Raw genomic sequence first — 13,914 nt, 5'->3', positions numbered from 1 at the left:
TAAAAACCTGATTTTATCTATTCCATTGCCGGTTAATTCATCACCTACCTGTTGGTCAACTGAAAAACGGGAATCGGGCATTCCCAGTTCATTAAGCACAGATACAATAGCTGTTTCCATTGGTTTTTTAACGCTGTTTCTGCTTTGTACTATTTGGTTAGCCAGTGTAAATAATTGTTTTTCAAGAGTAAAAAAAATATTTTCTGATTCTGCAATTTCAGTATCCAGATGGCTGATGGCATTTAATCTGGCGGCAATCTTTTCCTGCATTTTGATGAGTTCGTCGGGATTAGCAACCCTGTGTTTTTGTTCAAGATGAAAAATAAGCTGCAGTCGTTGGTTAATTTGTTCAATCCTTTCCTGATCAAAATTCACTTTTTCATGCAATTTTTCGATATCACTCGCCACATCTTTCAGTTCAACAATAGACTCCTGAATTCTTATCAGGTAAGATTCTATTTCGGGATGCAGTCTTGCAATATTCTTCAAAACCGAAGCAACTTCATTTAATTTCCCTGTTACGTTCTCTTCGCTGGATTGAAGTATTTGTGAAGCGGCAAACAAACTGGTTTTTATTGTTTCAGAATGTGTTAACAAATCCAATTCGGTTTCAAGTGCTGTTTGCTCACCTATAACAAGATGGGCTTCATTCAGTTCGTTCAACAAAAAAGCATAATAATCCTGGTCTGTTTTGGATTGTTTTTCTTTCTCGCGTAATGCAGAAAGAAGGGCTTTTAGTGCCATATATTCCCGAAAATGTAATTTATATTCTTTCAACAATTGTTGATTTCCGGCAAAATCATCTACCAAATCCATCTGGAAACTATATGTATTCAGTTCAACTGTTTCATGTTGCGAATGGATGTCTACAAGTTTTTCGCTAATCTCTTTCAGTTGCGAAAGAGTTACCGGCGTATCGTTAATAAATGCCCTTGATTTTCCGGCAGAATTTATCTCTCTTCTAATTATAAGGGTATCTTCATAATCAAGGTCATTTTGCTCAAAAAAGCTATTAAGATCGTATCCGGTAATTTTAAAGGTACCTTCTACGAAACATTTTTTTGATTTATCCATTAGCACTTGCGTATCGGCACGTTGTCCTAAAATTAAAGACAAAGCCCCCAGTAAGATTGATTTTCCGGCGCCTGTTTCACCTGTAATTACCGTAAATCCTTCATTAAAAGGTATTGAAAGGTGGCGGATAAGTGCATAATTCTCTATTCGCAAGTGTACAAGCATAGCATATTGTTTTGTTGAGCTTCCAACAAAAATAAGAATTTCTATTTTGATTAAGCTTATTTATCTGTAAGAATCTTTTGATACTTACTGGAATTGGCAGGGTCTATTTCTTTTAACAAATTCACTGCCTTGGTTTTATCCATGGGTGCTGCCTGTGAATAAATATTTACCAGTTCATCACGTTTGGCATCCATAACCAATTGTATCAGGAATAAACCGGGTTTCTGACGGTTGACTTTGCGCAATAGTTCGAGGCTTTCGGTAACCGAAGCTCTGCCACTTTCAATATTTTCGGTAAATACATCCATGCCCAAACGATGGTACTTATACATGGCTTCGCGTATGGGGCTGTATGAAGAATTTAACAGGTTTTCAATAAGCCAGTAACGATTTTTCTGACTTTCAAAGGCTTTCCATCCTTTTTCAGTGGCATTTTGTGCAGTGCTGATTATCGTTTGTGCTTTTTCAAAATACGGCGAGCCTCCGAATGCAGTAAATGAATCGGCATCAAGCCCCAGAACAATATTGACATAAAACGCTATTACCGAAGTAAGATTTGACGTAAAGGCATTTTCATCGTAATCCAGAGGTTGGTATTCTATATATCTAAATGTAAAATCATTGTCTATATAATTGAATAAAGTGGAATTATAAGAAGTTTTAAAAATAGGACGGCGAACCACAATATTCAACTTTGCTTTAAATTCGTCGCTTGACAGACGTTCTGTAATAGTGATTAAAAAAGTACACTCTATTCTTTCTTCCAATTTATATGAATAGTTGCTCCATTGCTTATTGTTGATAAATTCATACAACGCCTGCTGTAAAGTTTGAAAAACCTTACGCTCGGTGCCTTCAACCTGTTGGGCAGAAACCTGAACTGTTGCATTAAGCTCCTGTGTGTAAGCAGGTGTAAAGCTGAAAATTAAACTTATTATTGCAATCCATTTTTTCATCACTTCTGCTTTAAATGACTATCTGGCAGGTTTTGCTGCCTGCTTTTGAATTGTGTCAGCAATGTCCTTAGCTACTTCTTGTTTCATTTTTACATCGTAAGAAACAATATTCCCTTTTTTATCAAGTGTAGTTATTTTGTTTGTGGAATACCCAAAACCTGCTCCCGGTTCTTTTAAAGAGTTCAATATGATGAGATCAAGATTTTTATCTGCAAGTTTCTTTTTGGCGTTCTCAATTTCATTGTCGGTTTCGAGAGCAAACCCTGCAATATACTGATTTTTGTGCTTTTGTTTTGATAACGCCGCAAGAATATCCGTTGTGGGCTGTAACCGGAGAGTTAAATCTATATGATCTGACTTTTTAATTTTTGTTGAATGGGGCGTTACGGGTGTAAAATCTGCCACCGCTGCTGCCATGATAATAATGTCAGCGTCCTTAGCATGCAACAGGCAGGCATTTTTCATTTCTTCGGCAGAGGTAACATGTACAACATTAATGTTTACATCTTCTGATGTTAAATGTGTGGGTCCGCTTACCAGGGTTACCGAAGCGCCACGTTTATTAAATTCGTTTGCCAAGGCATAGCCCATGGTACCTGTTGCATAATTACCTATAAAACGTACGGGATCAATATTTTCGTAAGTTGGGCCTGCACTAATCAGTACTTTTTTACCCAAAAAATCCTGCTGTGCATGAAAATATTGTTTAAATATTTCAACTATAGTTTCCGGCTCTTCCATTCTGCCTGCTCCGCATAACCCACTGGCAAGTTCTCCTTCACGGGGTGCAATAAGGGTGTTGCCAAACGATTGTAGAATTTTAACATTTTTCTGCGTGGCAGGATGCTGATACATATCCATATCCATTGCGGGAGCAAAAAATATAGGGCAACGTGCAGCAAGATACGTTGTAAGTAACAGATTATCCGCTATTCCATTAGCCATTTTTGCAAGAGTATTTGCGCTTAACGGAGCGAAAAGCATTAAATCTGCCCATCTGCCAAGTTCTATATGGCTGTTCCATTTTCCGTCGGCAAGGCTGAAGGCATCGCATAATACCGGATTTTGCGATAATGTAGAGAGGGTGAGCGGGGTAACAAAATCCTTTGCCGCAGGAGTAACAATTATTTGTACTTCAGCTCCTTCTTTTTTCAACAGGCGGATGAGCAATGGAATTTTATAGGCTGCAATGCTACCTGTAATGCAAATGATAATTTTTTTTCCTTGCAAAAGCATACTTAAAACTGATCAGGTGCAATTTCTTTGGCTGGATTGCGGAAATATAATTCGTTATTCAGAAATTCATACGTAGAAACCAATGATGCTTTTGGAATATGTTCGTAGTATTTGGCTATTTCAATCTGCTCACGGTTTTCAAAAACCTCTTCCAGGTTATCGGAGGGGGTTGAAAACTCAAGAATTTTTGAACCGAGTTCTTCTTTAATTTCTTTGCTGATTTGGTTGGCTCTTTTTGAGAGGATATTCACTGTTTCGTAAATGTTTCCTGTCGGAGCATTCAGTTGCTCCATATTACGTGTAACTGCCAATAAATCAATCTTAAGTTTTTTATATTCCATATAATTATTTATTATTGTATTTCTAATGCTTTTTGTGAGTTTTTATACATGCTTTTAGCCTGACTCATCTGGCTGCTTTCGGGAAATGCAGATGCAAAAATGTTATATGCGTCCATCGCAGCCTGGTATCTTTCTTTTTGTTTGGATGTTATACTGTTAACTGCATATTTGTAATTGGCTTTCAGCAGATCAAACAGAATCTGTTCTTTGTGGGGCGTATCGGGATATTCCTTCAGTACATTTTTGTAAGAAATTATAGCGGCTTTATAATCCGACATCTTCAAATAAAGTTGCGCAATTTCAAAGGCTTTGCGTTCTAACTTTGCACGAAGTTTATCCATGAGGTCATTACACTGTTGTACCCTCTCGCTATTGGGATATGTATTAATAAACAACTGCATTTCTTTGAGGGCTTCCAGGGTATTTGTCTGATCGAGATTGTAATCGGGTGAATCGAGATAATTACAATATGCACTCATATATGCACATTCTTCAGCAAATTTGCTGCTTGGAAAGTTTTTAGCAAACCGTTTGAAGTAATAACTTGCCGACATGAAATCGCCTTGCTGGTAATAACAGTAGGCATAATAATAACTTATCTTTTCCGACTTATCGGTTCCGTTAAAAATGCTTTGCAGTTGCTCAAGAAGTTGCATACTACGATAATAATCACCTTTTTCGTAATATACTAATGCCCGTTCGTATTTCTGGTTATTGTCGGAACTTTTTAATAATTTCTGATACCTACTGCAGGATACAAGCAGCAATAAAGCTGCTGCTACAATTATGAAAACCGGTTTTCTAAACATGCCGCAAAAGTAATAATTTTTAACAGAATAGAAAAACGACCTTTCACTTCCGTTTAGTATATACTACCGAATTATTTACCATTTGCATTTTTAACGCAAACAATATTTAATTTACCTGATAATAATTAGCCCTTTCCCTCATTCAATTACCTCAATAAAAAGAAATTCAGCTATTTTCTCTGTAAAGTATTTCTTATTTTAATTTAACGAAAAATAATGTAAATTTGTTTTCGATAGCTAACTAATAATAATATTTTTATACAACTAATAATCAATAAAGTAAATGTTATTAAAAATTCATGGACTCAATCCGTCGGAGCGGCAATTACTACTGGTGGCAGATTGTCTCAGAAGCGGAGGAGTAATTATTTATCCTACTGATACCGTGTATGGACTGGGTTGCGATATTACACAATCCAAGGCTATTGAGCGCATAGCACAACTTAAAGGTATCAAAAAGGAGAAAGCCCAGTTTTCATTTATCTGCAATACGCTTAGCCAACTATCTGAATTTACTTTGCCTATTGATAATCATATTTTCCGTTTAATGCGCAAGACCCTTCCGGGTCCATTTACTTTTATTGTTAAAGCCAACAGCAAAGTTCCCAACCTGTTGCAGTCAAAGAAAAAGACCGTTGGAATCAGAATTCCTGACCATGCGGTACCCCTTGCCCTTGTGCAATTGCTGGGTAACCCCATACTTACTACCTCGGTGCACGACGATGACGAAATAATTGAATATACCACCGACCCCGAACTGATTTACGAAAAATATAAAAAAAAGGTGGATATCGTCATTGACTCGGGTTTTGGTGGAAATTTGGCTTCTACCGTGCTGGATTGTACGGGCGATGAAATACAAATTCTAAGACAGGGAAAAGGTGAAATAAACATTAACGATCTGTAAATTATTGCAAAAAATGTATCTGCACACCGGAAATTTTTTTAACGTTAACCATCTTGAAAATGTGGAAAAGGAACGGATGGAACGAATGGCAGGTTCGGCACATCTTTGCATCGAACGGATAGTAAGTAATGGCGAAAGCGGAATCAATAACAAATGGTACGACCAAGATAACGACGAATGGGTAATTTTGTTAAAAGGAAAAGCTGTTCTTGAATTTGAAGATAATTTAACCCTTGAACTTACCGAAGGAGATTACGTGCTGATTCCTGCACATTTACGACATAAAGTTACCGAAGTAAGCCGCAAGCCTAATTGCATCTGGTTAGCTCTGCATGGAGATATTAAGATATTTGAATAGCAGTATATTAGATAATTAAAAGAGATTTTTTACAAAAAATATTTTGTCGGATAAAAACAAAACAATACTTTTGCACCCTCAAAAATGAGATGATTTAGTAGCTCAGCAGGTAGAGCATCGCCCTTTTAAGGCGGGGGTCCTGGGTTCGAATCCCAGCTAGATCACCCTCCTGATTAAAAGCCGTCCGGATTTCCGGGCGGTTTTTTGTTACAGAACACCGATAACGAGGATAAAACAGATTCACACAAGACTACAAGATCAGCAGAATTTACAGGTTATGAATTAATCTATTCAATATCTTCAACCTAACTACACAGGTTGATCAATTATTATTTCCATCCACAACAAACAAATACCCTTTTCCTTTCAAAGTAATTAGCTCTATACCGGGATCTTCGGAAAGATATTCCCTGATTTTGCGGATATACACGTCGAGCGTCCGGGAATTAAAGAAAGAATCGTCGCCCCATACAGAAAGGAGCAATTCACGTCGATCGGTTACATGGTTCTGATTAGATGCAAGAAAAGAAAGCACTTCCATATCGCGTTGCGACAGTTTGATCACCTTAGTTGGGCTGATCAGTTCATAACGGGAAGGCACAAGACGATAATTGCCAAGAGCTACCTCTTCACTCACCATTTGATTCCCATTTCGTTTGGATGTAAGTTCTATTTGGTTTTTAATCCTGATAATGAGTTCTTCCATACTAAAAGGCTTACGGATATAGTCGGTACCACCGGCTTCGAAACCTTTTACCAGGTCGGAAGTCTCGGTACGTGCCGTGAGAAAGATCACCGGGAGCAGCGGCACACGGCTACGGATCTGCCGGCAAAGGGTATAACCATCCACACCAGGCAACATGATGTCAAGCACACAAATATCCGGTTGAAAACGATTAAGCGCATCTATAACCTTTGAGCCATCAGCTTCATGATGTACTGTGAAATTCTGTTGCTGAAGCGTCTCCGTAACAATACGGCTCAGAAACGGCTCATCTTCCACATATAATATTTTAAGAGTCATGGTTATCGGGTAAAGTTAATGTAAACACGCAGCCACCGCCTTCACGTCCGGTAAGCGCAAGAGAACCTTTGTGAAGCCGGACCACCATGGCGGCATAAGTCAGCCCCAACCCATGACCTTTCACCGTATGAACATCGCCGGTGGGAATGCGGAAGAATTTATCAAACACCCGTTTACGGTATTGCTCAGGAATTCCAGGACCCCTGTCGGCTACCGTAAGAACGTAATTTCCGGATTGGCGGATAATGTGAATATCAATCTGCGGGTTAGGGCCTGCATATTTCATAGCATTATCAATCAGATTGGTCAGCACGCCCTGAAGCTGCAGCTTATCGCCGGTAATCACCGGGAGATCCAGTTCGGAACTGAAGTTAACCGTTGCATTTTCCCTGGCAGTTACAGGCTGAAATAAACGAATCACCTCTTCTGTCAGTTCCTTCAGATTCACTTTCTGCACCGTTATCAGACCTTTGGTTCCCGAAAAATTGGATGCACCTATTGCTCTGTCAATAAGTAATTCAAGCCGGTTTATTTCCTGACTGGCCATTCCAAGATATTCCACCAGCTTTTCAGGATCATCTTTCCGATTAAAATTCTGAAGGGCTTCCAGGGCAACTTTTACCGTAGCTACCGGAGTCTTTAATTCATGCGACATATTCCTTACAAAATCATCGCGTAAAGAATTCAACAGCATCTGAGCTTTCAGGCTCCGGAAGGCAATAACAAAAGCAGCACCGGTTATCAGCAACAAAAAAACAGCAAATGCCATGGGTTGTATCAACGCACGAAGAATCACCATCTGGCTTCCCTCCACGGAAACTTTATAAGCATCCTTCCCCTGCCCCATCGTATAGGAAATAGCTGTTTTTGTCTGATTTTGCTTTCCAGCAGAAGGTTTATCCGTAACATACACCTGCAAATGAGGCGACACCGAATCAATGCGTGTAATGAAAATAGCGTTGAAAGTAGTGGTATCGAACGAAGAAGTCTGTAAGCCCGAATAATACGGAAATCCGGAAGAAGAATCATAAGCTTGTTTTACAAGCATCCGAACACCACGCAAAAGAAATTCATTGGATAAACCGCTGCCCGGCTTTGCCTGAGCAAAGCCCATCCTTTTTGCATCTGAATCGTTAAAGAAACTTAGTTTTATCTTATCAGGTGAAAAAGAAGTATGGGATTGATTTTTACTAAAACTATTTGGATTTGATGAGGTCGTATCTATGATAGCAATATTAAAACGGATACGTCTGCTACTATCAATAATAGGTCCGATATAATTTTTATATAATGCAGAATCCTCTGCCTGACGCTGCGTTTCCACATAAACCGTTTCTATACGCTGTTTCAGAAGATGTTCCTGTTCACGGTATTGCATCATGAGCCACTGAACCACCAACCCGGTAAGCATCAGTTGGGCTGTGATCATTAAAACTCTAAGCCAATTCAATCGGGAAGGCAGTTTCATAAATTCGATAATGGAGACAAAAGTAATGTTAAAAGCCATAGAAACATGTGCATTAACCTTAATTAACGTTGATTAGCCTGCCATTAACCACGGAACATCTCATCAGAGCCTACTTTCGCTTCAAAAATTTAGCACTATAAACCCTTTTTAAAACAAATCATTTACACATGAAAAAACTCATTTTTACAATCTTCAGCCTTGTCCTGACAATCGGTTTAACAGCTCAGTCGGGCAAAATTACCTACAAGGAAACCATGAAACTAAACATTAAACTGGACGATGCACAAGGCGGACAACTTGCAGATGTGCTTCCCAGAGAAAACGTTTCGGAAAAAATTCTCCTGTTTACGCCAACGGCAACATTTTACGAACAAAAAGAGAAAAATGAAGAGCAAATGGTGACGGAAAACAATGGAATAGCAACTTCCATCAACATCGTACAACCCGATAATAAGGTATATTACGATTTGAAAACCCAGAAAAAAACCGAGCAACGTGATTTTCTTGGTCGTAACTTCCTTATTGAGTCAGACCCCGACACTTTGAACTGGAAAATCACAGGAAAACAAAAAACCATAGCCGGAAGGAAGTGCATGGAAGCAACCACTCAATACAAAGAAAATAAAATCAGTGCATGGTTTACCCCAGAAATTTCTATCTCATCCGGTCCCGGAAATCTGCATGGTCTTCCGGGAATGATTTTGCATGCGGATATTAATGACGGGCAGCAGATCATTACAGCCACCCAAATTTCCCTTGAACCAATAGATGCAAAAGAAATAGCCAAACCCAAAAAAGGGAAAAAAGTAACAAAAGCCGAATTTGAAAAAATTGTCGAAGAAAAGAATAAAGAACTCGGCAACGGTTCGGGCGGAAATACAGTTATCAAAATAATTACAAAATAACCACAGGAAAATCTGAACAGGAAAAACGGTCATCCCTCTTTAATAACCGGTATGAAAATTCCAATCATGAAAAAAACATTAATTTTATTGTTTATTACTTTCTCTTCTTTGCTGATCAAAGCACAAATGGCGGAACTGCGCGGAACCCTGACCGACGAAAAAAAGAGCCCCCTGCCCTACGCTACCGTAACACTGATGCGACCAAGCGATTCCTCTCTTTTATATTATGGCATAACAAATCTTTCGGGAACTTATGAGATAGGAAAAATAAAACCCGGAGAATATCTTTTTCAGGCAGCTTCCATGGGCTATCAAACTATCAACAGGAAAATAATCCTTCCGGTTTCAGATAACAGCATGGGGGTGATACAGATGAGTCCTCAAATACACCAGATTGACGGCGTGGAAATAAAGGCGGAATACATCCCTATGCTGATCAAAAAGGATACGATTGAATACAATGCCGGAGCTTTTAAAGTGAAACCCGACGGAGTAGCCGAAGATATATTGCGCAAGCTACCAGGTGTTGAAGTGGATAGAAGCGGAAACATCAAAGCACTGGGAGAAGATGTGCAGAATGTTCTTGTGGATGGGAAAGAATTTTTCAGCAACGATCCCAAGGTTACAACCAAGAATCTGCCGGCGGAAGCCATTAAAAAAGTCCAGGTGTATGATAAAAAATCGGAAGAAGCCGATCTGAGTGGTATTGAAGATGCTTCGCGCGAAAAGACCATCAATTTCGTATTGAAAGAAGGGCAGAAACAGGCATGGTTTGGAGAAGTATCGGCAGGTGGTGGTACCGGCGACCATTATGCCGCCAATGCAAAGGTATATCGCTTCACCAAAACCAAACAGATTGCCATGCTCGGTATGCTTAATAATACCAATAAGTCAGGCTTTAGTCTGCAGGATTACATTGATTTTAACGGTGGATTGTCGTCTATGATGAGCGGTTCATCAAGAATAAGCCTTAGTTTCGACAACAGCGCGCCCATTGATTTTGGCAACAAAATTAACGGATTACTTACCTCAGGAGCCGCCGGAATGAACTATTCGGTGGAACTAAAGAAAGACCGGAGATTTTATGGAAGCTACCTTGGCAACGCCTCCGAACGGAAACTCCACCAAAACTCGGTAACGGATTATTTTTATCAAAGCGGTTCTCAAACGTCCAAAAATCTCAGCGATGATATAACCGACAACCAGGCACACAGGATAAATCTGGGCTACCGCGACCGGTCGGATAGCACCACTGCCCTGCTGTTCAACGTAAATGCCGGGCTTACCGCCAGCAATAACAAAGGCAATCTGTCGCTACTCAACCTGGCAGGTCCCCTTACCGTGAATTCACTTGAACGATATGACAAAAGTAACGGAAACAAATTCTCAGGTAACCTTACGGGAAGTTGGCTAAAGAAATTTGACGGCTCGCTCCGCCTTTTCAAGATGGCGCTGTCCGGCAGTTCGTCCCATAGCCTCGACAAGAACGAGTGGAACAGCATTACCCGATTTTGGGAACAAAACAGTACTTTGGCACAAAGTCAGCAATTGGAAAATAAAACAAACAAACACGACTATACCCTATCGGCATCAACGCTGTTTGTATTAGCCCACCGTACTTACCTGGAACCAGGACTGAAAGCTGGTTTTACGACCGAGTTAACCGGCAGGGAACAAGGGGCAAAAACATCACCTTTTGTTCCGCTTGATTCGCTTAGCCCTGATTTCGAAAACTCATACCATAAAATTTCCCCTTCGCTCACCCTCAGGAAGAACTGGAAAAAACTTAAAACGGAATTCTCGCTGGAAACGGAAGCCGGCTGGCGTTCGAACCAACTCAATAAGACGAATAAACAAAAGAATCAGGACTTTTATCTGTTACCATCAGCCAGCATGGATTACGAGATTACAAACGGGCACAGGGCATCATTGAGTTATTACACAGAAGTGAACAATCCCACGGCAAACCAGTTGATGCCCATAGTAAACAACACCAATCCACTGTTGCTCTATTACGGGAACCGTAACCTGAAACCCGAATATCAGCAAACACTTTCGGCTTCGTGGATGCTCTTCGACCAGTTTTCGCAAACTTCGGTTTTTTCGATGCTAAACGGAAACTATATTAAGGATAAAATAAACCTCGACAGAAGCATCAACGACAGCCTCGCACAAACCATCCGTTTGATTAACGTTGATAACGACTATAACCTATCGGGAACCGTCAATTTCAGCACTCCCATAAAATGGCTGAGGACAAACATTCATTTGGGCTACACCGGCAGCTGGAACCGGGGACAAAATATCATCAACGGGATAATGAACAAACAGACCAATCTCACACACGAAGGAAAAATTAGTTTCGATAACCGTTTGAAGGAAAAAATAGATGTAGAAATCGGTAGCGAAATATCCTTTACCGATGCAAAATATTCCGTACAAAAAAATCTTAACAACAAGTATTTTAATTATTCCTGGTTTGCCGATGTTAAATGGACTCCCACCCAGCGGTGGAATTTCGGGGCTTCGGCTGATGTGGTAAACTATACCAACAAAAGCTTTGGCAGCTCTCTCACCATTCCCATCGTTGATGCTTCGGTGAGCTATAACTTTATGAAAAGCAACAGGGCAATGATTTTACTGGAAGTTGCCGACATCCTGAATAAAAACAAAGGTATCGAACGGATAAGCGAACAAAACTACCTGAAAGAAACCCGGAGCAATACCATTGGTCGTTTTGCCATGCTGACTTTTCGCTATAAACTTAACCAGTTTGATACTGGAAAAAGTGCAATCGAAATCAAAACCCGGAAGCATTAGATATTTAGCCGGGAGTTTGGGGAGCAGGAAGAAAGAGATTTTGGTGAAATACTGATGACACAGATAAAACGGATTAAAAGCGGATTCACTTAATTATTCGCACACTCATTTATTCTCTCATTATTCACAGACACGGATAAAATAGATTCCTTAGCCCGTGAAAGCCATCAATGTCTGCGTTTTTTTATCTCCTGTTCCAGCTCAGATAAATCCTGTTGATCAGCCTGGCGAGCTTCAAAAGATTTCCGTTCAGCATCAAAATCATCATAAATTTTTCGTACGACCTCTTCCATCTGAGCATTGCTTACCAAACCGGAACCGGTAAGCACTTTTTTATCATTGGAAGCAAGTATCCTGTCCACATTTTCTTCCCAAAAAGCCATTGTAATATCGAGACGGTTTTTGGCACGTAATTCTGCCGTTTCCAAAAAGATAACCACCAGCCGGTTCAGGGTATCTATTTCGTCGAGGGTAAGATAATTTTTGGCAATAAAAATATCCTGTTTGCGCACAATACTTCCTTTCCACGAAGTGAGAGCCATATTGGGCTGTCCGGCATCGGCACGGCTTACAACAATCTCGGCGGCAGTCTTGCCGGTTACAGCATACAGGAGTTTGTTTTGCGTTTCGGCAAAAAACATCTGGGTAGCCTTGTCGGTAGAATCGTAATCGCTGCTGAGGACAAACAAGTCGCGGACTTTCTGATAAAATCGTTTTTCAGAAGCCCGTATATCACGGATACGTTCAAGCAGTTCATCAAAATAATCGGGTCGTCCATCGGGATTTTTTAACCGCTGGTCGTCCATCACAAAGCCTTTTACCATATAATCTTTCAACGTGGTATTAGCCCATATCCGAAACTGCGTACCCCGTTTGCTGCGTACCCTGAATCCAATGGCTAAAATCATGTCGAGCGAATAAAAAGTAACATTGTACTCCTTACCGTCGGTGGCAGTTGTAAAGAAATTCTTTATAACTGAGTCAGGGTTCAACTCACTCTCTTTAAGTATACTTGCAATGTGCTGACCAATATTTTGCTTCGAGGTGTCAAAAAGTTCTGCCAGTTGGGTCTGGTTCATCCACACCGTACCGTCTTTGGCATAAAGCGATACCCTGGCTTTGCCATCGGCAGTATGATAAATAATGATGTTTTTCTTTTCTTCTTTCATCGGGAAAAATGATTTTTCTATCCGCTAAGATACAAATAAATTCTGTTTCGCTAATTACCAAAAACACCGCAAAGATATAGAACACGAATGACAAGGATGGGACGGATTTTTACGGATTACGATGTAAAATCCTGTTAAAACCGTAAATTCTACAGTGCCACTTCAAATGTACTCCTCCCCTTCGGGGAGGTTAGGGAGGGGTTGAGTTTCAGCGACCAAAGTCTCATGAAGCTACTTCAACTCTTCCCATATCGGGAAGAATCGTGGTTGGCTCAGTTTCAGCGACCAAAGTCTCATGAAGTTACTTCTGACCCCACCCAGCCTCCCCAAAGGGGAGGTGATTTGACAGGTGAGCTATAGAAGCATGCAATTATTAAAATTGTTCAAATATAATTATTTACAAAAATATAGGGTTTAGAACAGGGTGATAAAGTTTCAATTAAGGTAAATGTACTCCTCCCCTTCGGGGAGGTTAGGGAGGGGTTGAGTTTCAGCGACCAAAGTCTCATGAAGCTACTTCAACAATATAAATTTACTGAAATTATAAAATCTTAAAGTTTCAGCGACCAAAGTCTCATGAAGTTACTTCTGACCCCACCCAGCCTCCCCAAAGGGGAGGTGATTTGACAGGTGAGCTATAGAAGCATGCAATTATTAAAATTGTTCAAATATAATTATTTAC

Annotated in this window: 12 protein-coding genes and 1 tRNA gene; 5 read left to right on the top strand and 8 right to left on the bottom strand. The window is 40.1% G+C overall.

What is annotated here, in order from left to right; translation table 11 throughout:
• The 5 genes from M0R21_13120 to bamD all read right to left on the bottom strand — a co-directional run.
• The coding region (locus M0R21_13120) for an AAA family ATPase (GenBank protein MCK9618762.1) at positions 1–1,239 on the bottom strand (1,239 nt) is incomplete at its 3' end.
• Between the two features lie 56 nt (positions 1,240–1,295).
• Positions 1,296–2,195, bottom strand: coding sequence for a DUF4835 family protein (locus M0R21_13115; GenBank protein MCK9618761.1), 900 nt, complete (start codon positions 2,193–2,195; stop codon positions 1,296–1,298).
• Between the two features lie 18 nt (positions 2,196–2,213).
• The gene (gene coaBC / locus M0R21_13110; GenBank protein MCK9618760.1) at positions 2,214–3,431 is read right to left on the bottom strand and encodes a bifunctional phosphopantothenoylcysteine decarboxylase/phosphopantothenate--cysteine ligase CoaBC; all 1,218 of its coding nucleotides are present in this window, start codon (positions 3,429–3,431) and stop codon (positions 2,214–2,216) included.
• A 2-nt stretch (positions 3,432–3,433) separates the two neighbouring features.
• Entirely contained in the window at positions 3,434–3,772 is a 339-nt protein-coding gene (locus M0R21_13105) for a DNA-directed RNA polymerase subunit omega (protein MCK9618759.1), read from the bottom strand.
• Positions 3,773–3,783: 11 nt separating this feature from the next.
• Positions 3,784–4,581 carry an outer membrane protein assembly factor BamD gene (gene bamD / locus M0R21_13100; GenBank protein ID MCK9618758.1) on the bottom strand — a complete coding sequence of 266 codons (798 nt, stop codon included), beginning with the start codon at positions 4,579–4,581 and terminating at the stop codon, positions 3,784–3,786.
• 283 nt (positions 4,582–4,864) lie between these two features.
• On the opposite strand from bamD, the gene M0R21_13095 reads away from it, so the two are divergent.
• The 3 genes from M0R21_13095 (at position 4,865) to M0R21_13085 (ending at position 6,010) form a co-directional block, all read left to right on the top strand.
• Complete coding sequence (locus tag M0R21_13095; GenBank protein MCK9618757.1) at positions 4,865–5,488, top strand: L-threonylcarbamoyladenylate synthase; 624 nt, start codon at positions 4,865–4,867, stop codon at positions 5,486–5,488.
• 13 nt (positions 5,489–5,501) lie between these two features.
• Positions 5,502–5,846, top strand: a complete 345-nt coding sequence (locus M0R21_13090) for a cupin domain-containing protein (protein ID MCK9618756.1) — start codon at positions 5,502–5,504, stop codon at positions 5,844–5,846.
• Between the two features lie 91 nt (positions 5,847–5,937).
• A tRNA-Lys gene (locus M0R21_13085) sits at positions 5,938–6,010 on the top strand.
• A 158-nt stretch (positions 6,011–6,168) separates the two neighbouring features.
• Here M0R21_13085 and M0R21_13080 read toward each other — a convergent pair.
• Positions 6,169–6,870, bottom strand: coding sequence for a response regulator transcription factor (locus M0R21_13080; protein ID MCK9618755.1), 702 nt, complete (start codon positions 6,868–6,870; stop codon positions 6,169–6,171).
• Positions 6,860–8,377: a HAMP domain-containing histidine kinase gene (locus M0R21_13075; GenBank protein ID MCK9618754.1), complete on the bottom strand. Its 1,518-nt coding sequence runs from the start codon at positions 8,375–8,377 to the stop codon at positions 6,860–6,862. Before M0R21_13075 ends, M0R21_13080 begins: the two co-directional genes overlap by 11 nt.
• Positions 8,378–8,505: 128 nt before the next feature.
• On the opposite strand from M0R21_13075, the gene M0R21_13070 reads away from it, so the two are divergent.
• A complete protein-coding gene (locus tag M0R21_13070; protein ID MCK9618753.1) occupies positions 8,506–9,243 on the top strand; it encodes a GLPGLI family protein in 738 nt (245 codons plus the stop codon).
• A gap of 66 nt (positions 9,244–9,309) precedes the next feature.
• On the top strand, positions 9,310–12,063 hold the full coding sequence (locus tag M0R21_13065) for a TonB-dependent receptor family protein (protein MCK9618752.1): 2,754 nt from the start codon (positions 9,310–9,312) through the stop codon (positions 12,061–12,063).
• A 167-nt stretch (positions 12,064–12,230) separates the two neighbouring features.
• Here M0R21_13065 and M0R21_13060 read toward each other — a convergent pair whose 3' ends face one another.
• The gene (locus tag M0R21_13060) at positions 12,231–13,232 is read right to left on the bottom strand and encodes a virulence RhuM family protein (GenBank protein ID MCK9618751.1); all 1,002 of its coding nucleotides are present in this window, start codon (positions 13,230–13,232) and stop codon (positions 12,231–12,233) included.
• Positions 13,233–13,914 lie beyond the last annotated feature (682 nt).

Source organism: Lentimicrobiaceae bacterium (assembly GCA_023227965.1).
Classification (GTDB): Bacteria; Bacteroidota; Bacteroidia; order Bacteroidales; family JALOCA01; genus JALOCA01.
Note: the sequence above shows the minus strand (reverse complement) of the source record. Positions and strands in the feature narration are given on the sequence as shown.

Coding starts and splice junctions, on each gene's coding strand:
- M0R21_13115 (MCK9618761.1), bottom strand. CDS start 2,195: ATGAAAAAATGGATTGCAATAATAAGTTTAATTTTCAGCTTTACACCT.
- coaBC (MCK9618760.1), bottom strand. CDS start 3,431: ATGCTTTTGCAAGGAAAAAAAATTATCATTTGCATTACAGGTAGCATT.
- M0R21_13105 (MCK9618759.1), bottom strand. CDS start 3,772: ATGGAATATAAAAAACTTAAGATTGATTTATTGGCAGTTACACGTAAT.
- bamD (MCK9618758.1), bottom strand. CDS start 4,581: ATGTTTAGAAAACCGGTTTTCATAATTGTAGCAGCAGCTTTATTGCTG.
- M0R21_13095 (MCK9618757.1), top strand. CDS start 4,865: ATGTTATTAAAAATTCATGGACTCAATCCGTCGGAGCGGCAATTACTA.
- M0R21_13090 (MCK9618756.1), top strand. CDS start 5,502: ATGTATCTGCACACCGGAAATTTTTTTAACGTTAACCATCTTGAAAAT.
- M0R21_13080 (MCK9618755.1), bottom strand. CDS start 6,870: ATGACTCTTAAAATATTATATGTGGAAGATGAGCCGTTTCTGAGCCGT.
- M0R21_13075 (MCK9618754.1), bottom strand. CDS start 8,377: ATGGCTTTTAACATTACTTTTGTCTCCATTATCGAATTTATGAAACTG.
- M0R21_13070 (MCK9618753.1), top strand. CDS start 8,506: ATGAAAAAACTCATTTTTACAATCTTCAGCCTTGTCCTGACAATCGGT.
- M0R21_13065 (MCK9618752.1), top strand. CDS start 9,310: ATGAAAAAAACATTAATTTTATTGTTTATTACTTTCTCTTCTTTGCTG.
- M0R21_13060 (MCK9618751.1), bottom strand. CDS start 13,232: ATGAAAGAAGAAAAGAAAAACATCATTATTTATCATACTGCCGATGGC.